Source organism: Pseudoalteromonas sp. P1-26 (assembly GCF_001401795.1).
Lineage (GTDB): Bacteria > Pseudomonadota > Gammaproteobacteria > Enterobacterales > Alteromonadaceae > Pseudoalteromonas.
This window is the reverse complement of sequence record NZ_LKDX01000022.1, coordinates 1-20,497: the sequence shown is the minus strand read 5'-3', so window position 1 is coordinate 20,497 and position 20,497 is coordinate 1. Positions and strand designations below refer to the sequence as shown.

The 20,497-nt window shown below is 41.0% G+C and carries 18 protein-coding genes; 7 read left to right on the top strand and 11 right to left on the bottom strand.

All coding sequences use genetic code 11. The annotated features are described in order from the left end of the window. Nucleotides 1-132: 132 nt before the first annotated feature. The 4 genes from AN394_RS12005 to fucP all read right to left on the bottom strand — a co-directional run bounded on the left by AN394_RS12005 (nt 133) and on the right by fucP (nt 5,347). Nucleotides 133-738, bottom strand: coding sequence for a DsbA family protein (locus AN394_RS12005; RefSeq protein WP_054563801.1), 606 nt, complete (start codon nt 736-738; stop codon nt 133-135). Continuing rightward, the gene (locus tag AN394_RS12000; protein ID WP_235575516.1) at nt 739-1,818 is read right to left on the bottom strand and encodes a diguanylate cyclase; all 1,080 of its coding nucleotides are present in this window, start codon (nt 1,816-1,818) and stop codon (nt 739-741) included. A gap of 19 nt (nt 1,819-1,837) precedes the next feature. Next, nucleotides 1,838-3,727, bottom strand: a complete 1,890-nt coding sequence (locus AN394_RS11995) for a methyl-accepting chemotaxis protein (protein WP_054563799.1) — start codon at nt 3,725-3,727, stop codon at nt 1,838-1,840. A 348-nt stretch (nt 3,728-4,075) separates the two neighbouring features. Continuing rightward, the gene (gene fucP / locus AN394_RS11990; protein WP_055021632.1) at nt 4,076-5,347 is read right to left on the bottom strand and encodes an L-fucose:H+ symporter permease; all 1,272 of its coding nucleotides are present in this window, start codon (nt 5,345-5,347) and stop codon (nt 4,076-4,078) included. Nucleotides 5,348-5,484: 137 nt separating this feature from the next. Here fucP and AN394_RS11985 point away from each other — a divergent pair, with 137 nt between their 5' ends. The 3 genes from AN394_RS11985 (at nt 5,485) to AN394_RS11975 (ending at nt 9,492) form a co-directional block, all read left to right on the top strand. Then, the gene (locus AN394_RS11985) at nt 5,485-6,702 is read left to right on the top strand and encodes an AGE family epimerase/isomerase (protein ID WP_055021631.1); all 1,218 of its coding nucleotides are present in this window, start codon (nt 5,485-5,487) and stop codon (nt 6,700-6,702) included. Beyond that, the gene (locus AN394_RS11980; protein ID WP_054563796.1) at nt 6,702-7,655 is read left to right on the top strand and encodes a carbohydrate kinase; all 954 of its coding nucleotides are present in this window, start codon (nt 6,702-6,704) and stop codon (nt 7,653-7,655) included. The genes AN394_RS11985 and AN394_RS11980 overlap by 1 nt, the downstream gene beginning before the upstream one ends. 100 nt (nt 7,656-7,755) lie before the next feature. Continuing rightward, nucleotides 7,756-9,492, top strand: a complete 1,737-nt coding sequence (locus AN394_RS11975) for a hypothetical protein (protein ID WP_055021630.1) — start codon at nt 7,756-7,758, stop codon at nt 9,490-9,492. 27 nt (nt 9,493-9,519) lie between these two features. On the opposite strand, the gene AN394_RS11970 is transcribed toward AN394_RS11975, so the two are convergent. The 3 genes from AN394_RS11970 to AN394_RS11960 form a co-directional block, all read right to left on the bottom strand. Further along, entirely contained in the window at nt 9,520-10,044 is a 525-nt protein-coding gene (locus AN394_RS11970; RefSeq protein WP_054563794.1) for an RNA methyltransferase, read from the bottom strand. Then, entirely contained in the window at nt 10,044-10,541 is a 498-nt protein-coding gene (locus AN394_RS11965) for a YcgN family cysteine cluster protein (RefSeq protein WP_054552059.1), read from the bottom strand. Before AN394_RS11965 ends, AN394_RS11970 begins: the two co-directional genes overlap by 1 nt. A gap of 64 nt (nt 10,542-10,605) precedes the next feature. After that, the gene (locus tag AN394_RS11960; protein WP_055021629.1) at nt 10,606-12,429 is read right to left on the bottom strand and encodes a DUF885 family protein; all 1,824 of its coding nucleotides are present in this window, start codon (nt 12,427-12,429) and stop codon (nt 10,606-10,608) included. 147 nt (nt 12,430-12,576) lie between these two features. Between AN394_RS11960 and AN394_RS11955 the strand changes: the two genes are divergently transcribed. The 4 genes from AN394_RS11955 to AN394_RS11940 all read left to right on the top strand — a co-directional run bounded on the left by AN394_RS11955 (nt 12,577) and on the right by AN394_RS11940 (nt 17,880). Beyond that, nucleotides 12,577-13,845, top strand: a complete 1,269-nt coding sequence (locus AN394_RS11955; protein WP_055021628.1) for an amidohydrolase family protein — start codon at nt 12,577-12,579, stop codon at nt 13,843-13,845. A 196-nt stretch (nt 13,846-14,041) separates the two neighbouring features. Further along, nucleotides 14,042-16,453 carry a TonB-dependent siderophore receptor gene (locus AN394_RS11950; RefSeq protein WP_055021627.1) on the top strand — a complete coding sequence of 804 codons (2,412 nt, stop codon included), beginning with the start codon at nt 14,042-14,044 and terminating at the stop codon, nt 16,451-16,453. Nucleotides 16,454-16,625: 172 nt separating this feature from the next. Then, on the top strand, nt 16,626-17,465 hold the full coding sequence (locus AN394_RS11945; protein WP_055021626.1) for a ribonuclease E inhibitor RraB: 840 nt from the start codon (nt 16,626-16,628) through the stop codon (nt 17,463-17,465). A 118-nt stretch (nt 17,466-17,583) separates the two neighbouring features. Beyond that, nucleotides 17,584-17,880, top strand: a complete 297-nt coding sequence (locus AN394_RS11940; RefSeq protein WP_055021625.1) for a hypothetical protein — start codon at nt 17,584-17,586, stop codon at nt 17,878-17,880. Nucleotides 17,881-18,095: 215 nt separating this feature from the next. On the opposite strand, the gene AN394_RS11935 is transcribed toward AN394_RS11940, so the two are convergent. From AN394_RS11935 to AN394_RS11920, 4 genes are all read right to left on the bottom strand, one after another. Next, a complete protein-coding gene (locus AN394_RS11935) occupies nt 18,096-18,392 on the bottom strand; it encodes an energy transducer TonB (RefSeq protein WP_055021624.1) in 297 nt (98 codons plus the stop codon). Between the two features lie 98 nt (nt 18,393-18,490). After that, the gene (locus tag AN394_RS22130) at nt 18,491-18,910 is read right to left on the bottom strand and encodes a hypothetical protein (RefSeq protein WP_055021623.1); all 420 of its coding nucleotides are present in this window, start codon (nt 18,908-18,910) and stop codon (nt 18,491-18,493) included. Between the two features lie 107 nt (nt 18,911-19,017). Continuing rightward, on the bottom strand, nt 19,018-19,416 hold the full coding sequence (locus AN394_RS11925; protein WP_055021622.1) for a hypothetical protein: 399 nt from the start codon (nt 19,414-19,416) through the stop codon (nt 19,018-19,020). A 129-nt stretch (nt 19,417-19,545) separates the two neighbouring features. Then, nucleotides 19,546-19,971, bottom strand: a complete 426-nt coding sequence (locus AN394_RS11920) for a hypothetical protein (RefSeq protein WP_055021621.1) — start codon at nt 19,969-19,971, stop codon at nt 19,546-19,548. Between the last annotated feature and the right edge of the window lie 526 nt (nt 19,972-20,497).

Below are 20,497 nucleotides of genomic sequence, written 5' to 3'. Positions count from 1 at the left end.
GTTGTTTTATTGTGCGAAAGGATAACGATGAAAAATGACAAGCATGTTGCGCAAAAAATACAAAAATATGACAGCTGTAACAATTAGTTTATATTGCGCAAAGATAAGGCAAAAGTTGGAGGGTTTCGGGAACTAAATATGAGATGTTATTTGCTGATAAGTGCTTTGCCAGTCTTGATAATTAACCGGGATAGCAGTGTATAGCCCTTTATTTTCAAGGACTAAAGATGGAAATCCTTGAATAGGTAAGCTTCTGGCTTGGTTTATTTCGGCCATGAGTAATGAATTTATTTTTTCACTTTCAATTTCGTTTATAAATGCGTTTTTTTCTAACCCTATTTGCTCAGCAAGGCTTGCAAGAGTGCTGATGTCAGATGGATTTTGTGCATTTAAGTAGTAGGCTTTTTGAATGGCGTAAAGCATTTCACATTCTTTATTGTGCTGCCTTGCAACAAGCACAGCACGGCATGCAGGGTAAGTAGAGCGACGTGGTTGCGCGGTATGCCAAAACTCATGATTAAATGGAGTGCCAAGCTGCTGTTCTATACGTTGCCATGTTTGCTGTAAAAACTGCTGCATATCTATTGGCATTAGCTCATCTGAATCAGGCGCAAGGCCACCCACTTTATATTCAATAGCCAGTTTATCGTCAAGGGCAGCTTTTAGTTTTAACCAGGTTTCTCTGTAGCCCCAGCACCAACTACACATTGGGTCGTATACATAAATTAGCTTGGCCATTTAGCTTATCTCAGTTAAATCAGAGACCACTACATTACGCCCTTTCGCTTTGGCTTTATAGAGGTTGTCGTCGGCTTGTTTAATCGCTTTACTAAATTGGCTACCACGTTCTAGGCTGGCAATGCCAATACTACAGGTAATGGTTACAGACTGCCCAACATCATAAGGGATCTGTTTTTCGGCGACATAACTACGCAGTTTTTCAGCCACCGCATGGGCAATGTTAAGCCCGGCTTTTGGCAGCAAAATAATAAACTCTTCGCCGCCATAACGGGCTTTTATATCTGTGCCACGTAATTTATCGTGCAGCATAGAGGTAAAGGCTATTAATGCCTGATCGCCAAAGTCATGACCATAAGTATCGTTAAGTGATTTAAAGTTATCTAAATCAATTAATAATACCGACATAGGTAAATAATTAGCCGCTTCAGCTTCAAGGCGCGGCTGAATATGCTCATAAATGTAACGACGATTGGCAAGGCCTGTTAGTGGGTCTGTTAATGCATCGCGTTTTTCTATTAAGGTAATATCAGCAATTTTTTGATGGCTTTTTTGCCTAAAGTATTCACTGATCCCAGAAAACAAAATTACCATAGTGAAAGAGGCTAAAAACCGTGAGGTTTCAACTTGCCCGTAATGCGCTTGCCCAAAGTTGGGGCTGAACAGCAGTGCAACTGCACTAGCGTACATAATACCAACCAACACACTGCCCACTTTTAACCCTAAAGTGACATAAGCCACAATAGGGTAAAACATGAGCCAATATAAAGCGGTGTTTTCTTTGCCGCCGGTGTACACCAAGGCCACACAGAGAAGCAAAATAATCGATAAAATAATGCAGCTTACAGAGACTAAAGCACCAGTGCGAAAGTAATAGAGCATGCACAGCACAATAGTTATATCGCTCACCACTAACATAATAGTGAGCGGTAAGGCGTAAATTTGATAGTTAGATAACACTAACGAAGTGATTAATACGATGGCAAAAAAAGCCATGGCAAATAACGTGAAGGCACGACGCTGTTTATCCGCCGTGTCGACACTGTTTAACGTAATGGCATTAAGCCAATTTTGATCCAAAATTGCAGTCTCTTAACAACTAAACTTTAAATTTAAGTACCAATTGCTCAAGCTCATAGAACTGGGCTTTCAATTTAGTGCACTCATTCAATGTATTATTAAGATTGCTTTGACCTTGATTTGAAAGCTCACTAATTGAGTGTATATCACTGTCTAGGCTTTGAATCACTTGGTTTTGCTCAGTCGTGGCATTAGCAACACTGTGGTTCACCTCATCGATTGACTCAATGGCACGGGTTACCTCAGCCATTTTATCGCCTGCTACATGAGCTTGCTCAACACTCTTTTCACTGTCGCGAATACTGGCCGTCATAACTTCAACGGCAGTCGCAGAACCTTGTTGTAACTGAGAAATGGTGTCTTCGATTTCTTGTGTTGATTGTTGTGTACGGTGCGCAAGTTGGCGTACTTCGTCAGCTACAACCGCAAAACCACGACCTGCTTCACCGGCACGGGCCGCCTCTATCGCCGCATTAAGAGCGAGCAAGTTAGTTTGTTCACTCACACCTTTGATCACTTCAAGCACTTGGCCAATGCTTACAGTGTGTGCATCTAAACTATTAATGGTTTTTTGCGCCTGCTCCATATTACGAGATAAAGCATTAATCGCGGATAAGTTGTCAGCTAATGCAGATTGGCTTTGTAACGATTGGCTGTTAGCACTGGTTGCTAACGTTGACGCATTACTTGCACTATTTGAGATTTCTACCGCACTCGATGTCAGTTCATTGATTGCCGTTGCCACGTTATCAGTACGTTTTGTTTGGTCAGCATACATGTCGAGCGTGCCTTGAGTTTGGTTAACTAAACTCTCAACTAAGCGTTCAAGCTCAACGGTGGTATTTTTAACTTGCTCGATTGATGTATGAATTTTCTCGATGAACGCATTAAAGTAATGGCTTAACTCGCCAAACTCGTCATTGTTTTCAACCTCAAGACGGCGAGTTAAATCCCCCTCACCTTGGGCAATATCTTTAATTGCATCGTTTAAGCGCTGCATTGGACGCATTAAATAGCGAAGTAAAAACTGCATCATTAATACAATCGCCACTATACCCATTAGCATGTAAATAGCCGCCATATTTCTAAATGAGGCAACTGATGAGTAAGCAATTTCTTCGTTGATCACCACACCTAAATACCAATCAACGTTTTGAATTCCTTTGATTTTGGTAAACGATACCAATTTATCTAAGCCACCTACCTGTACTTCAACAAACTCAGATTGTAACGACAAGCTTTTACCAAATAAGTCACTCATGTTTTTGTCGTTAAATTTAGTTTCTGGGTGGCTTAAAATGCGCCCTTCACTATCTAGTAAAAAGCCATAACCAAAGCCTAAAAAGTCAATTTCGTTGACGATTTTAGTAATGGTTTTCATGTCGATGTCGGCACCTGCAACCCCGCTAAACACACCGTTAGCTTGCATAGGCGCTACAGCTGAAATAGTCAGTTCATTGGTGGTTACGTCAATATAAGGAGCAGTAAAGGCAGTGTTTGTTTTGTTTTCAACAAGCTTGTACCACGGGCGTGTTGTTGCATCGTAGTCTGGCGGTAAGACAACAGATTGGTCATTCAATACAAAGGTGCCATCCGTGATACCAATATAGGTATTCTTAAAACTCCCCGCTTTGTCGGCTGTGTTCAGCTGCGTAAGTGTAAGCTCTTTGCTATCACCAAGTTGATAGGTATCAGCAACTGACGAAACAATCGCTAATTTAGCATTTAACCAGTTAGCTATGTTTTGCGACACTGACTGAGAAATCTCTTGAAGAACGAGCGAAAGCTGCTCCTGCGTTTGGCTGCGCATAGAGATGAAGTTATTAATGGTGAATAAACCGAGCACTATCACTAAAACCAGTGATGCAGCCACAGTTACCTTGGTGGTAAATTTAAGAGTGCTTTGCATGACAAACCTGTTTGTTATTTTTTTCGTTGTTAGCCTCATTATATTTAACAAATTTAAAGCTCTTTGTCTTATAAAATTAAGCTAAAACTAGAAAAACGTTCCTTTTATTAAAGTATGCTTTCTTTGAAAATCAATTACTTTGTTAACGGCAGCCAATTCCACTTCTTAAGTCACATTAATAAAAAAGCAGCAAAAACCAAATTGGAACGTTCCCATAAATTATTACTTAAAGCGCCCCTGAATACGTATTCATTAAATCATTTTGTCATCTAGTTTTGTTCGCTTTAGCAAAAAAATGGCACAAAAAAACCCCGCAACTCAGTGCGGGGTTTTTATTAATTGTTATTTTTAGCCGATGCGTTTTTTCCAGCTATCAGCTAAACGTACAACATTTAAGCCATACCAAGCGATAAATGCATAACAAATCACTGGTACGAAGAAGCTTTGTTGGATGTTTACTGTATCAGCGACTACACCTTGTACTAATGGTACTAAGGCACCACCAACGATTGCTAAACATAACCAACCCGAACCTTTACTAGTTAGTGAGCCTAAACCTTCAATAGCAACAGAGAAAATAGTCGGGAACATAATTGAGTTAAATAAACCAATCGCAAGTACAGAGTAAAGCGCCACATCACCTTCAGTGAAAATAGTCACTAACAGCAATACAATAACCATCATGGCATTAAAGAATAACGCTTTTGAAGGCGCAATCTTTTGAAGTGCTGCAGAGCCAATGAAACGACCCACCATTGCACCGCCCCAGTAATAAGCAATTAGGCTTGCAGCCGCATGCTCTTCAAGGCCAGCGATGTGTTCTTCGCCAAAATAGTTTACTAAGAAGCTACCAATTGAAACCTCTGCACCTACGTAACAGAAGATACCTACAACACCCATCATTAAATGAGGTGCTTCGGCAAGGCTGTGGCCTTTCGCTTTACAGTCTTGCTCTTCTGTATGCTCTGCAATCACAGGTAATTTAAAGAAGGCAAATACTACAGCAATGGTCAGTAGTGCTGCTGCAAGCATAAGGTAAGGCACTTTTACAGATTCTGCAGTTGCTGCGTTTGCAGCTAATGTGCCTGCTGTACCAAAGAATAAAATACCACCCACATATGGACCAACTGTGGTACCTAGTGAGTTAAGTGCTTGTGCTAAATTTAAACGTGACGACGCCGTTTTTTCAGGACCTAACGCCACAACATACGGGTTAGCAGATACCTGTAATACGGTAATACCTGCTGCTAGAACAAATAACGCACCTAAGAATAACCAGTACTCATGCACAACAACTGCTGGGTAAAATAACATACAGCCAATTGATGCTACGACTAAGCCGGTTAGTACGCCATTTTTGTAGCCCATTTTTTTAACCAACATACCCGCAGGTAGCGAAACAATAAAGTAAGCGCCAAAGAAACAAAACTGAACCAGCATTGCCTCTGTGTAGGTTAAATCGAACACCCCTTTTAAGCGCGGGATCAACACGTCATTTAAAACTGTAATGAAACCCCATAAAAAGAACAGGGTTGTCATTGCTGTCAGTGGTAGCAGGTAGTTTTTATTTTGCTGCGAACCATCGGCGACAAACGATTGGTTTGTATTTATTTCACTCACGTGGTTTTCACTCCGTTAACAAGTTACCTTTGATTCTACACATTGAAGTAAAAATAGCACAAAGATTTACTAGGAACGTTCCAATAATTTTATTTCCTGCTATAGTTGCAAGATGAACACAGATTTATTAATAACGCATGGCCACAGTTAACTTTAAAAGCCCTGATTTTCTTAAGCAGCATATCCAAGATACTCTTGCTTTTTATCACCCCCATTGTGTTGATCATTCAGCCCATGGCTTAGCGGGCTTTTATCAATTCTTTAAAAATAATGGCGCGGTTTACGAAAAACACACTCGGCATTTAGTGTCGAGCACCCGCTTTGTTTTTAATTACGCGATGGCGTATATCGAGTTTAAAGATCCAGAATATTTAAGCCTCACTAAACATGGTTTAGCCCACCTTGAACATGCGCATAAACAAGCATCTGGTGGTTATGCTTGGCTTATTGAGCAAGATGATAACGGCACAGTAACAGTGTTAGACGACACCAACCATTGCTATGGGCTTGCCTTTGTTATGCTTGCAAACGCGGTTGCTTTAAAAGCAGGGGTGAACGACTGCAAAAAAACTATTTCACAGGTATGGGATTTATTAGAGCAGCACTACTTTGAACCACAGCATAATGCCTATTTAGATGAGCAAAATGCCGATTTTAGCTGTGCAGATGACTATCGCGGCCAAAATGCCAATATGCATTTATGCGAAGCCTTACTCATGTGTTTTGAAGCAACTAACGAGACCCGTTATTTAAAACGCGCTAAACAACTTGCCGAAACTTTTACCGTAAAACTGGCAGCCCACAGCCAGCAGTTGGTGTGGGAGCACTATTCTAAAAATTGGCAAATCGATTTAGATTACAACAAAGATGACCCGCAGCATTTATTTAGACCTTGGGGATTTCAACCAGGTCATCAAACTGAGTGGGCAAAACTATTACTTATTTTAAACCGCCATATTGATGAACCTTGGCTGGTAACGCGCGCTAAAAGCCTGTTTGATGAAACCCTGAGCATCGCGTGGGATCAGCAACATGGGGGCATTTTCTATGGCTTTGCACCAAATAAACAAATTTGTGATAGCGATAAATACTTTTGGGTGCAGGCCGAATCATTAGCCGCAGCAGCCCTACTCGCTGATGCCACAAATGACGAAAGCTATTGGCAGTGGTACGAAAAAATTTGGCAGTACAGTTGGCAACATATGGTAGATCACCAATATGGTGCGTGGTATCGCATTTTATCAGCACAAAACCAACCATACAGTGACGAAAAATCGCCAGCAGGCAAAACCGACTACCATACTATGGGTGCCTGCTACGAAGTATTAAGAACCTTAACCTTGAGGAATGCATAATGAGTTTAGTGTGTTTTGGCGAAGCATTAATCGACTTTTTATCTGATGGTAAACAACCAGAATCATTTACCAAATACGCAGGTGGCGCACCAGCTAATGTCGCTGTTGCAGCAGCAAAACTAGGCCTAAACACCAGTTTTTGCGGTATGTTAGGCGATGATATGTTCGGTCACTTTATTAAACAAGAGCTTGACCAGCATGCAGTAAACACCCAGTACTGTACATTCACCGATGCGGCTAAAACAGCATTGGCGTTTGTATCACTTGATGACAGTGGCGAACGCTCATTTAGCTTTTATCGCCCACCAGCCGCAGATTTACTGTATCGAGTGGACGACTTTGACCATGCAATGTTTGCAAATCACGCCATCATGCATGTATGCAGCAACAGTTTAACTGAGCACAACATCTATCAAACCACAATTTATGGTTTAACTCAGGCGAAAAAAGCCGGTGCAATTTGTAGCTTTGATATGAATCTGCGCGAAAACCTTTGGCCAAGTATGCGCCATACGCTTGATAGAATGTGGCACGTTATATCACTTTCAGATATCGTGAAACTGTCATTTGAAGAGCTTGAGTTTTTAAATCAAAAAAGCCATCAAGAAATGCCACTTGAGCATACTATTGATGCCATTTTAAAGGCGGGTGTAACCTGTTTGCTAGTTACTAATGGCGGCGAAGCAATCAGCTTTTACCACGCAGACTTTAAAGGCCAAGTTAGCCCACCAGCTACAAAAGTGGTTGATACCACAGCCGCAGGCGATGCGTTCATTGGCGGCATGCTGTCAAAGATTGGTCAGCACTGTGAAAACAAACAAAGCTTTAAAGCGTTTTGTCAAACTCCAGATAATATCGAACAAACCATTGCTTACGCAGCGAAGGCCGGCGCTTTTGCTGTAAGCCGTTATGGTGCATTTGCATCATTACCTAGCGCCGAAGATCTTTTATAACAGCTCATAATTGCTTACAAATCTATTAAGCACTCTAGTGGAGAGTGCTTAAATTTCATGGTATGTTTTTTAACTAATTAAAGAAAAAGGAATTCATCCTATGAATAATAAGCTTCTTGCTGGGGGCGCGATTGCCATTGTTGCAGGTGCGTTGTTGTACTCACAAAATAAAGCCAGTGTTGATGTAGATTTACCAGAGCTAGCCTACGTACCTGCCGATACGGCAGTTTTTTATGGTCAACTTAAACCCTTTCCGTATAGCAAGTATTTTGCGCTTATGCCAGATGCAATGAAAGGTACTAGCGATTTAACGCCCATCATTGCTGAGCTTAAAACTGTTGATGATAAGAATGCCCTATTCCTTGCATCACTGATGGAAAAATACCAACAATCACTGAGCTCTTACGATGCCTTCAAATCGATTTGGGGCTTTGGTGATGACTACAAAGGCATGATGTACGCACAAGGTTTAATGCCGATTGTGCGCTTTCAGGTCGCTGATCAAAGCAGCATTATCAATAGCATTAAACAATCTGCTGATGAAGCCGGTATTGCGTATACAACTGAAAGCCTTGAAGGCGTAAGCTACACACGCTTTGCCATTGAGCTTGAAGGCTTAGATAACTTCAACCTAATTGCATCAACTCACAACAATTGGGCTACCTTAACGCTGACCACTGCGCTTTCTAATGAACAAGATTTACGTATTGCCCTTGGCGTAGAAAAACCGGCTCAATCACTGGCTGAGACTAAAAAACTGCCTGAGCTTATTAAAACTTTCTCACTTGATGGCAACTCGGTTGGCTTTGTTGATCATCAACGTATCGCCAATGCTGTAACAGGCAAAGAAGACTCTCGCTTACACCAGATGCTCAAAGAGCTACTTGATAAAGCCCAGCAAGCAAATGCGTTAGCAATGATTTCAACTCCTGAGTGCCAAGATGATATTGCTGCCATTGCCGCTAAATGGCCTGCGACTGTATCAGGCACAACAAAAACACGTATTACAGCCGACTACGCTGACTTTGACGTAAAAGCAGTACTGCAAAGCACAGATCAAGACTTACTTAATACTCTTCAAGCCGTACGTGGCTTTGTACCAAAACATACCACTGGGCTTGACGGGCAAATGATGAGTGTTGCTTATGGTATTGATGTAGCAAAAGTCCTCCCGCTTGCCAACACATTAACGGGTGCAATTAAATCAGCTGAGTTTAACTGTGGCCCAATTGTCGCATTACAAAATGAAATGCAAGAAGTGAGCACCGCTGGTCTTGCTATGGTGTCGGGTTTTGCAAATGGCGTACAAGGCATGAGTGTAAGCGTTCAAGATGCTGCATTGACCATTGATGACTACAACGGCCCACAAATTGATAAGCTTGATGCCATTGTTACTCTATCGGCGACCGATGCCCATGGCTTGTATTCAATTGCGCAAGGTTTTGTACCGCCACTTGCTAATATAAAGCTACCAGCTAATGGTGATGCAGTGTTGATCAATGAATACATTCCATCGCCTGTGCCACTTAACTTTGATATTAAAATGGCGCTGAAAGGCAATCATATTGTGATTTTTACGGGTGATAAATCTGCACAAATCGCCGAAACCTTAGAGTCGCAAAGTGTTACTAAAAATGGCTTTGTGAACATGGCATTCGACGTACAAAAAATCTTATTACCTTTACTTGATACGATTGCATCAACGGGTCAATTAAGTGATGAAGAAATGGCTGAGCTTGATTCCCTTCGCGACCAGCCTGTCGGTGTTTATTTTGCCACAGACATTACCGACAACGGCATTGGCCTTGAAAGTAACATACAAATTACTAAAAAGTAGCTTTTGAATTTGAATCTAAAAAGAGCGCTATTTAGCGCTCTTTTTTTGTTGCCATTTTAGTGAGTTGTTGGTGTCACGGCTATTACAAATGGTGTCGTTTGAACTCTCAATACCACCGAGTTTGGCAAGTCGGTCGTATAGCACCACATTGCAGGTTGCGGCTAGGTTCATACAGCCTATGGTTGGCACATACACTACTTCATCACACCATTTCAGCACGTCTTTACTGACCGAGCCATCTTCAGGGCCAAACACATAAAATGCGTTTTCAGGGTGCTTAAATTCAGGCAGCGGCGTTGCACCTTCAACAAGCTCAATCACCACCGTTGTGGCACCCTCAGGCTTTGCTTGCTCTAGGCTTTCAACTTGCGTGAGCGGAATATGTTCAAGCACATTTTTGGTATCGGTGTGATACTTATTAGCACGTAAATAGCGGCTACCAGTAAAAAACACCTGCTTAGCATTGTAACAACCCGCGGCACGTAATACCCCACCCACATTCGTTGGGCTTTTTGGGTTTAACAAGCCAATGCTTGCTTTAAGTGTGCTCATTAATCAATGTCTCTGGTTGGCCATTCGGCCACGTACAGATCAAAGTCATCAAGGTCTACATCACAGTCTTTCACTGTTTTGTCACGCACAGAAATACCCAGCTCATGCATCATATCTTTACTGCCACCGTTCAGTAGCGGGTGCCAAGACGCAAGGCCACGGCCTTCGTAAAGGCGGCGGTAGCTACAGCTTTGCGGCATAAAAAAGATATCTTTGAGGTTTTCTTTAGTGAGCTTTACACATGAAGGCACCAAGGTTTGGCGGTTCGCATATTCGCTGCACCCACAGGTGTCGTTGTCTAGGTATTGGCAAACAATATTAGTGAAGATCAGTTCTTCACCCTCGCGAAGTTGATCCGTTGCGGTAAATTCATCTTCGTCTTCACTGTCGATAAATGTGTTTAAACAACATTTACCACAGCCGTCACAAATGGCTTCCCATTCGGGTTGTGACATTTGCTCAAGCGAGCGCTTAAGCCAAAATTGATCTTCTAACATGGTATTACTCAAAGCCCCTAAACAGCGCGCATTCTAGCGTAAAGCCAGCATGCGCGCAAAGGTGCTATTTTTGCTCGTTAACCCAACGCTTAATTTTCTCTTCAAGAATTGGCATAGGTAATGCGCCATCAATCAGAACTTGCGTATGGAAGGCTTTAATGTCGAACTTATCGCCTAGCTCTTTGCTCGCGAAGTCACGTAGTTCTTGAATTTTGAACTGACCTAACTTGTACGACAGCGCTTGGCCCGGCCATGCAATGTAACGCTCAACTTCGGCAATAATGTCGCTTTCGGCCATTGATGAGTTAGCCAACATGTAATCAATACCTTGTTGACGTGTCCAACCTTTTGCGTGGAAACCAGTATCAAGCACTAAGCGCATTGCACGTAATTGCTCATCTGATAAACGGCCGTACCACATGTAAGGGTCGGTAAATAAGCCAAGCTCTTTACCTAAGCTTTCTGCATACAATGCCCAACCTTCTGCAAATACCGTGTAGCCACCGAATTTACGGAACAGCGGTAATCCTTCAATTTCTTGCTGCAAGGCAATTTGAAAGTGATGACCCGGCGCGGCTTCGTGAATAGACAAGGTTTCAAGTAAAAACTTAGGCTGCGCTTTTAGATTAAAGGTATTGATATAGAAAATACCTGGGCGTGAGCCATCTGGCGCTGGCGATTGGTAAGATGCACCCGCAGCAGATTCAGCGCGGAAATCTTCAACTGCTTTTACAACGTATGGCGCTTTTGGCGCAATATCGAACATTTGCGGCAGCTTAGCATCAATCTTTTCTTTTACTGCTTCGTACGCAGCAATTAGCTCTTCAGGCGTATCGTAGTAAAACTCATCTGAGGTTCTTAGGTGTTCAAAAAACGCTTTTAAATCGCCTTCAAAACCGACTGTCTCTTTGACTTTTTTCATCTCAGATAAAATGCGCGATACTTCGCTTAAGCCAATGTCATGAATTTCATCGGCGTTTAGGCTCAGCGTAGTATGCTGTTTAATTTGATACTCATACCATGCTTTACCATTTGGCAGGTCGCTGTAACCAATGCTTTCACGGGCATTTGGAATGTATTCATTCGCTAAAAAGTCAGCCATTTTTTGATACGCAGGCACTAAACGCTCGCTGATCATCGCCGTGTACGCGCTTGTTAGCTGTGCTTTTTGCTTGTCGCTGAAAGACTCAGGTAACTGAGCAATTGGCCCCCAGAATAATGACTCTTCTGGTTTTTCTACGATATGAGTTTGAAATTGCGGTAATAATTTTTCAGCAAGCGGCTTAGGAAGAACCACTTTGTCTTTCATGCCTTGGCGCATTGATTGCTCAACACTGTCTAACCACGCGATGAAACCATCAGCACGTTTTTCAAATGCTTGATAATCTTCAACCGTGTTAAAAGGCTGTGCACTTTGCCCAGAACCTAACGCAGCAAAGGTATTGTGCGCCCCGCCCATTTGGTTAATTGGCATTAAGTAACTTGGAAACTGAGCGCCTTCAATCGCAAGGTCTAAATCGCGGGCTAGAATTTCGTAGCTCAATAATGATTGACCTTTTAATTGCGCCTTGTCGATATTTGCTAGTTTGTTTTTGTATTCTTTAACAAAGTTAAGCTGCTCATCGCGGTTTGCTTTACTAATAGGTGCAATAAATTGGTCGTTATATTCGCTACGGCCAATGTAAGTACCACCAATTGGATTAAACTTTAAGCCTACTTCAAAGTAGTCTGCTAGTAATGTATCAAGTTGCTCTGTGGCTGACGTTGCGCTTGGTGCTTGTTTGCTTACTTCTTGAGTTGGTTTTTCGTTGCTTGGCGTTGATTCATTACAACCAAGTAATGCAAACATCACCGCTGAACTAAGTAGTGCTAGTTTTACGTTTTTCATTCTTTCCCTGCCCTTATATTAAGTACGCGTAAATTATGAGGGTTTAGTTCCCTATTTAGCAAGTATCGCTGCAACTTATCGCAGTTTATTTACACTTTGTAAGCTGATTGCTAGAGTGGCGGCTCGACTTACCAATTTTGAATAAAAATGAAAAAGACAGCTCTTGCTATTAGCTTAGGCCTTGCTTGCCTAACCTCTTTAAATACCTACGCAACAACCTACTTATCGGCAAAAGCCATGGTAGATGTAAATTCAGGTAAACTGATTAAATTACCACTTATTAGTATAGATAACGGTCAAATTACAGCTGTACAAAGTAATAAACAGCCTAGCTTAAAAGATGGCGATAAGCACATTCAATTACTAGAACTGACTCTGGTGCCAGGTTTAATGGATATGCATGTGCATTTAACGAGCGACCCTACCGTGCCGCGCAGTGAGCGAATTGGTCAATCGATTCCGCGCAAAGCAATTAAAGCGGCGCATTTTGCCGAAAAAACACTGTATGCGGGTTTTACAACGCTGCGTAACTTAGGCGCAGAAGGCTACAGCGTGATTGCAGTACGAGATGGCATTAACGCAGGCGACATTGTTGGCCCACGTATTTGGGCTGCAGGCCCGTCATTAGGTGTTACTGGCGGTCACTGCGATAACAACCGTTTACCACCAGAAATGAAATACACCGCCGAAGGCGTTGCTGATGGCCCATGGGCCGTGCGCGCTAAAGTACGTGAAAACATTAAGTACGGTGCCAATGCCATTAAGTTTTGTGCAACAGGCGGGGTATTCTCAAAAGGCACAAAAGTCGGTATTCAACAATATAGCCAAGACGAAATGAACGCCATTGTTGACGAAGCTCATTTACGTGGCCTCACCGTTGCAGCCCATGCGCACGGTACCAGTGGTATTAAAGCAGCCATTATTGCTGGTGTAGACAGTGTTGAGCACGTTAGCTTTGTCGATGATGAAGCCATTAAACTTGCGAAAAAACACGGTACTTGGTTCTCAATGGATATTTACAATACTGAGTACACCCTTGCCTTTGGCGAACAAAACGGAGTTGCAGAAGAAAACCTCAATAAAGAGCGCCAAGTGTCTAAAAAGCAACGCGATAGCTTTAGCCGTGCAGTAAAAGCAGGCGTTAACATGGTATTTGGTACCGATGCAGCGATTTACCCTCATGGCGATAACGCGAAGCAGTTTTCGCGTATGGTTGAGTTTGGTATGACACCGCTGCAAGCATTGCAGTCTGCCACCATCAATAGTGCCAAACTACTTAAAGCTGATGATCAACTTGGCCAAATCAAAAGCGGTTTCTTAGCCGATATTATTGCCGTTAAAGGCAACCCGCTTGAAAACATTGCAGTACTAGAAGATGTACAATTTGTTATGAAAGACGGTAAAGTTTTTAAATAAGCTATTATGTTGGCTTTGCATGAGTGAAGTCAGCAACCTTCCTTTGTATCGATATCGTAAACAAGATTGCCAACCATAAAACCAGTTGTTAGCAACTTGTATCTAAATAAAGAAATTACCCAGAACAGATAAATAAAACTTGAAATGAAAATAGCTCGCATTATCATTGCCGAAAAACTTCGACAAATTACCTATAATGACGACACATAAATACTCAATTTTAGCTCTAGCCTGCTTAAGCGCATTCAATGCAACCGCCAACGATTTTGACTCAGTTGAACGTATTACCGTATACGACAAACAAAACCGAGTAGTACTTGAATCTGGCCTTGCCACTAAATCAAATATGACCCTAATGGAAACGCCAGCCCCGGTTGTAGTTGTTGATCAAGAGCTTATCAACTCGCAAGGCGCAACAAACTTACAAGACTTAGTGCGTAACATCAGTGGTGTAACCCAAGCCGGTAACAACTACGGTATTGGCGATAACTTAGTGATCCGCGGTTTAGGTGCTAACTATACATACGATGGCATGTACGGCGGTGCAGGCCTAGGCAACACCTTTAACCCAACACGCTCAATGACCAATGTTGAATCTGTTGAAGTACTTAAAGGCCCTGCAACGGGCTTATATGGTATGGGTAGCGCAGGCGGTGTTATCAACCTTATTGAAAAGAAACCACAATTTACTGAAAAACACACAGTTAATGCCGAGCTTGGTCAATGGGATAGCTACTCATTAGGCTTTGATAGCACATCGGCATTAACCGACAACCTTGCTTATCGCGTTAATGCAAAAACAGCTCGCAGCGATGGCTACCGCGACTTAAAAGACGACCGGGATGAAATTTATGGCGCGTTAAAATACGTATTAAGCGACAAACAAGACATCATGATTTCTGCCGCTTATATCAAAGATGCCATTGCCGTTGATTCAATTGGCCACCCTATTCGTATTTTTAACAGCGACTCAGTGAATGGCAAAATCGCAGGTGAAGTAACCGCTGCCGATTTAATTAACGATGCAACGGCACAAGGGCTGCAACTAACTGAACAGCAACGCCAGCAATTAGCAGATTCACTGGCAGCAAATGATGGCTTAACACCTTACACTTTTGGTCATAACGGTATTATCTCGCCAATGGCGAATGATAACGAAGGCGAAGAACTACGCTTTAAGTTAACCCATAACTACTTCATTACTGATAATTTATTTTTAAATCAGCAACTACAATACCGTAATTACGAATCAAGCTTTGCCCGCCAAACGGGTGCTTATAACTATGTTTATTGGAACCGCAGAGGCGTGATCAATGCTGATCCACGCGCTCCTTTAGTGGTTGATGACGTACTTTACCCATTTGCTGCTCGTCGCCAAGAGTACCGCCAAGTAGAAGCTGACGAAAAATCATGGCAATACTTTGCTGACTTGCGTTATGACTTTAGCTTTGCCGGAATTGATAACGAACTACTAGTAAACGCCAACTACGAAGACCGCGATATTCGTTTTAAACAATACTCAATTTACGATGCCGACAAGGTCATTAAAAACAAAGATGGAGAGGTTATTTACCAAGGTCAATTACCTTACATTTTTGATATTCGTAACCCGAACTGGGGCGAAGGTAGCTTTTTTGATTACGACCCGCTAAAAACCAGCGATTACAACAAAAAAGTTCAAGCTTGGGGTGTAGGTATTCAACATGTTGCCTATATTCACGACACTTTCACAACCCGTGTAGGCGTTGCCTTTAACCGTATTAAACAAAGCTACGAACACTTTGGTGTTGATGCGCGCTACCGTGCTAGTGCCGCCGAGCCAACACCAGAAGCAGATACATCAGACAGCGGTATGACCTACAACCTAGGTGCAACCTACAAACTGAGCGATGATATTTCGTTCTTTGTAAACCACTCTAAAGGTCGAACTGCCTACAGCGTACTTGGTAGCGTGTCGGGTAACGAAGCAGACCGCGATGACGCCGAGTCAGTCAGTAACGACATTGGTATGCGTGTAAAAGCGTTTGACGATCAACTACTAGCATCACTTGTGGTATTTGATAGTGCTCGTACAAACCTTGAGTATGCCAACCCAGATTACGAAGCCGGTGTATCTGATGCCTCAGTACCAAAAAGCTTTTACGATGGTGAAGAGCAAACCAAAGGTGTTGAACTTGATTTAAATGCCGATTTAAACGAGCAGTGGAAACTTAACGTAAACGCGGTTTATCAAGACGCCCGCGATAAGAAAAACCCTAACTCATCATCTTTCGATACTCGCCAAAAAGGTGTGCCTTATGTAACAGCAAGCAGCTGGTTAAGCTATGACGCTAGATGGTTTAATTTAGCCGAGCCACTGACAATTAGCGCAGGCGTACAGTATGTTGATGACCGCAGCACAAACTCAACCTCGTTTGGTATTCCAGATGGCTACGTACCAAGCTACACGGTATACGACGCCGCAATTCAATACCAAACAGATGATTGGAAACTACAGTTAAACTTAAATAACTTGTTTAACAAAACCTATTACTCAAAAGCAATGTTCTTAGGCGGTATGCCAGGAGAAGAGCGTAATGCTAAATTAACCTTTAGCTACACACTTTAATTGTGAATTGATAGCAAAAAGCGCGGCTTAGTTGGGTCGCGCTTTTTTGTTTGGATTTTTGATATTAAACATAAGATGATAGATTTTAAATGACAGATAATTTTGCAGGGATTTTGTGAATTTTAAGACAATTTTTCTAGTTACAACGCTAGTTTCATTTAAAGGAATCACAATGGAAAACACATACTTCACATGGGCGGAGCTCTCTAAAAATTATAACGATGAAATTAATAGTGCAGATTCTGTTTATTTCAGCATGGAGTCGAATGGCTTAACAACGTATTCAATGCTCGCTTTCGATTTTCATTTTCTTTCTGATAGTAAAGCCAAATTAAATAATTTGGCTGAACTTCTGAAAAATAGTTACGGATATAAAGTTTTAGAGCCAGTTAATACCGAAAGTGGTGTATGGCATTTATCAGGAAAAACGAGTCCCTTTCCTGTAACTGCAGATAACTTGGTGTATTGGACATTAGATATGTACAAAAGAGGATACGAGTTTGATGCAAAATTTGATGGGTTTGGAGCGCCATTCGATAAAAACAATCAATTTTTTCCGCCATTTGAGGCAACAACAGCAGACGAATTTTTTAACAAAGGTTTTGATTACTATAATCAAGGCAATCTTTCTGCTGCCATTGCGCAATGGACAAATACACTTAAAGTGAATAGCAAAGACGTAGACGCTCTTTATTCGAGAGCGATAGCAAAGAATGAATTATATGCTTCTAATGCTGCAATGATTGATTATGATAAAGCGATAGAGATTGCACCAAGCTTTTCTAGCGCATTATTAAATAGAGGAGCATTAAAAGATGACAACGGCGATCATCTGGGGGCAATTGCTGATTATGGTTCTGTAATTGAAATTATCCCGAAGGATGAAATTACATTGCAGCGCGCTTACGCTAATATGGCAAACTCTTTCAAAGCTTTAGGCGATTTAAAAGCCGCTTGTCAGAATTGGAAAAAGCAAAAGAGCTTGGTGCAGATTACGTTAATGCACTACTAGCGGAATACTGCAAGAGTTAGATAGGCTATTACAGTCTGTACTGTAACTTCGATGAGAGTTGATAGGATAACAGCCAAACTTTAGCTATACATGTTATGAAATATCAAAAGGTCTGCCATTGAAATACTACAATTCGACAATTATAAAGACTGCAGCAAAAGCATCGTTCTTTTATATCTCTTGGCTAGTTGCATTAATCGGTATTCCAATAGTGTTTTTTAGGGATGGACTTGATCTCATTGAAAAAGCCTTATTATTCACAGGGTTTCTGTTATTTTTCTGGTTGATGTATTTGCTTTTATGTATTTCATTTCATCGATTTAGTATGCGAAATGAACAAAGTCGTATCAGCTATTTAGCTAAAGAGGATATTGAAAATGGTAAAGAACTAGGTACATATTTGGATGGTTGGTAAGCATTCAAGTTTTATAAATTTGAGTATGTATAGTCTCATTTATAAATTAACCCGACAGGTTAGATAGTTTCTAACTGGTGAAGCATTTATATGCTTGAAACGAGTATTGTCGAATTTAAAAAGAAATTCCTTTTCAATTTCAAGATTAGCACCCGCTTTAGCCTATTGTGATTGTTTAAAACAAAGAATGAGTAATATGAGCTTTTATTGGATTATTAATTTTCGTCATTCAACTCAAAATCCAATCTGACTTGCATTTCCTTTTGAGCAACTGGAACACCATTTACAACTTTAGGTTTGAATTTCCATTTCTCCAAGGCAATAACAGCTTCTTTATCAAAAACGATAGACGGATTTGACTCAAGAACTTTGATATTAATTGGGCTTCCATTGCTATCAATATCGAACGAAAGCAAAACCCAGCCTTTTGGAACAGGTTCCACATCAGAAGAAGCACACCCCGATAAAGCATAGATAAGACAAATCAATATTAACTTTTTAATTTTGAACATCCTTTTGACAGTTAACGACCCATTTAGGTTGTAAGTAATACAACGGGATCTTACGCTCTAATAATTAAGCACATAATCAACGTTTGATAAATTGCTTATTAATCCCACCAAACTGCTACTGGTCGGGTTTCAGCGGGTATTTCATAAGCCTCGTAATCTTGATTAACAAAGCCCTCCCAAATTTCGTCGGGTTTTAAGTGTTCAGGGAAACATGAACCTATCTCAGATTCAGAAGCAGAGGTCATTATGTACACTGTATCCGAAAATGGCCAATCTGGATCATCAAAAGCAGACACTTGGATTCTAATATCCTTTACATCAGGTCGGTTGATAATAGCCTTTAATACTTTGAAAAATTCATTGGGATGCGGAATATCAATTAAATTGCATCCTATGCTTCCTACTACATCGTTTCCCTCGAAAAACTCATCAATTGAAAGTAATGGTCTTGGTGTCTCCGGGTCATCTGGATGACCGTTGCGACATACTCTTTCAGTGATTCTTTCTAGTGCTTCCATGGATAACTCTCTCCTAATTAATAAATTTATAGTTCGCTGACACTGTTGAACACAATGAAAACAGCAAACTGTTAATTTACGCACTTTACTGTCTTGTTATATACCCTTTACTTACCTGTTCTTATTTGAGGGAGTTGTATTTGCAATATAACAAATGCAGGAATTAATGGTAAAAAAGCCAACCAAGATAATGGATTAACAACCCAAAACCAGATGAACCAAGTTTCTGCGATAATTAAAAGAAGTAATTTATTAACGCGCTTGAAAAGAATGCAGTCACCGATAGCTAATAAAGGTAAACCAAAACATAACGAGCCAAATAAGACTATAAATGGGTGCGGAGCCTCAATTTGAATGTTTTTTATCACAGAAAAGTAAAATTCGCTCCCATAGCTAGACAATAATGGGCTCATTAGTAAAAACACCCAAACTGCGCTCCAGCTACCATTACGCTGATGCTTAGAGTGGATTTTATTTTTTTCTTGAAGCTTGCTCAATGCATCCATTTAACTCAGGCTCTCTCTAAGTAGATAACGAAAAACTATGTGCTACTATGTTTGGTTAAAATTAGTCACGAGAGCGCACGCCAAGGTTTTGCGTCCCAACGAGCGGTAGCTAGTGCCATAATTTGTTTGTTATACTTTTGACTGAGCAAAAAACTGCCTCATCCCGGTGCTATAAAACACATAGTACGCCCAAAAAGCAATTAATGCCCCACCTATTACTACCCCAGTTAAAGAATAGAAAGACATGAAGGCAATAATAGATGCCCAGTATAAAAAAGTACCTACACGGCCAGCCCAGTGTTTATTCACTGAAGCGAAGCAAATTGCAATGATTAGTATGCAAAATAATAGGAAACTAGGTGCCATGCCTGTTAACCAAAATTCTTGGTAAGTAAGGCTGCGCCCATTCAACGAATACTCTCCGTTTGGCCAAGGCCAGAAAGCAAAAAATACCATAAGTGAATATGTAATTGAGTTAAGCATATGCTGAAACTGGAATAACTTTGGCATCCCTTTCGTTTCTTTGAATACTCTAATGAATTTATTAAAAATCATCTGTGATGCCTGTTCGACGTATAACAATTTTATATTGCGCGCTTCGCGCATCTTTCTGCAGATGTCACGCTCATGTATTAATAAATCTATTCTTAACAAATAACGTATGTATTACCAACTATAATTTTTTATTAATACTAGAGAGATTTAGAAAGATAAATTGCGCTCGTCGCTTATTTTCTTGAATATGGAAGCACAACAAGAAAACTATATATTTACACAGTTCCTCGTTTTGGTAATAACATAAAAGTTATGTGGTATGTCAGATTTATGGAGTTTAGCCAATAGCATTAAATGCATAGCACTGTATCGGATCACTCAAAGCAGACCTATAGAGTAATTACGTTAGCTCATCTAGAGGCAGTAACGAGTTATAGTTCCCTGCTTTTTAGCATATGAAAAACTGTCAGATTCAATTGAATCACTTAACCAAACCTGTGTTAACACCAAGCGATTTTGTCGTACTTTAATTACCACGCGATTCTGTCGTAATCGCTAATTACCAAGGGAAATTGACGGTTATCTT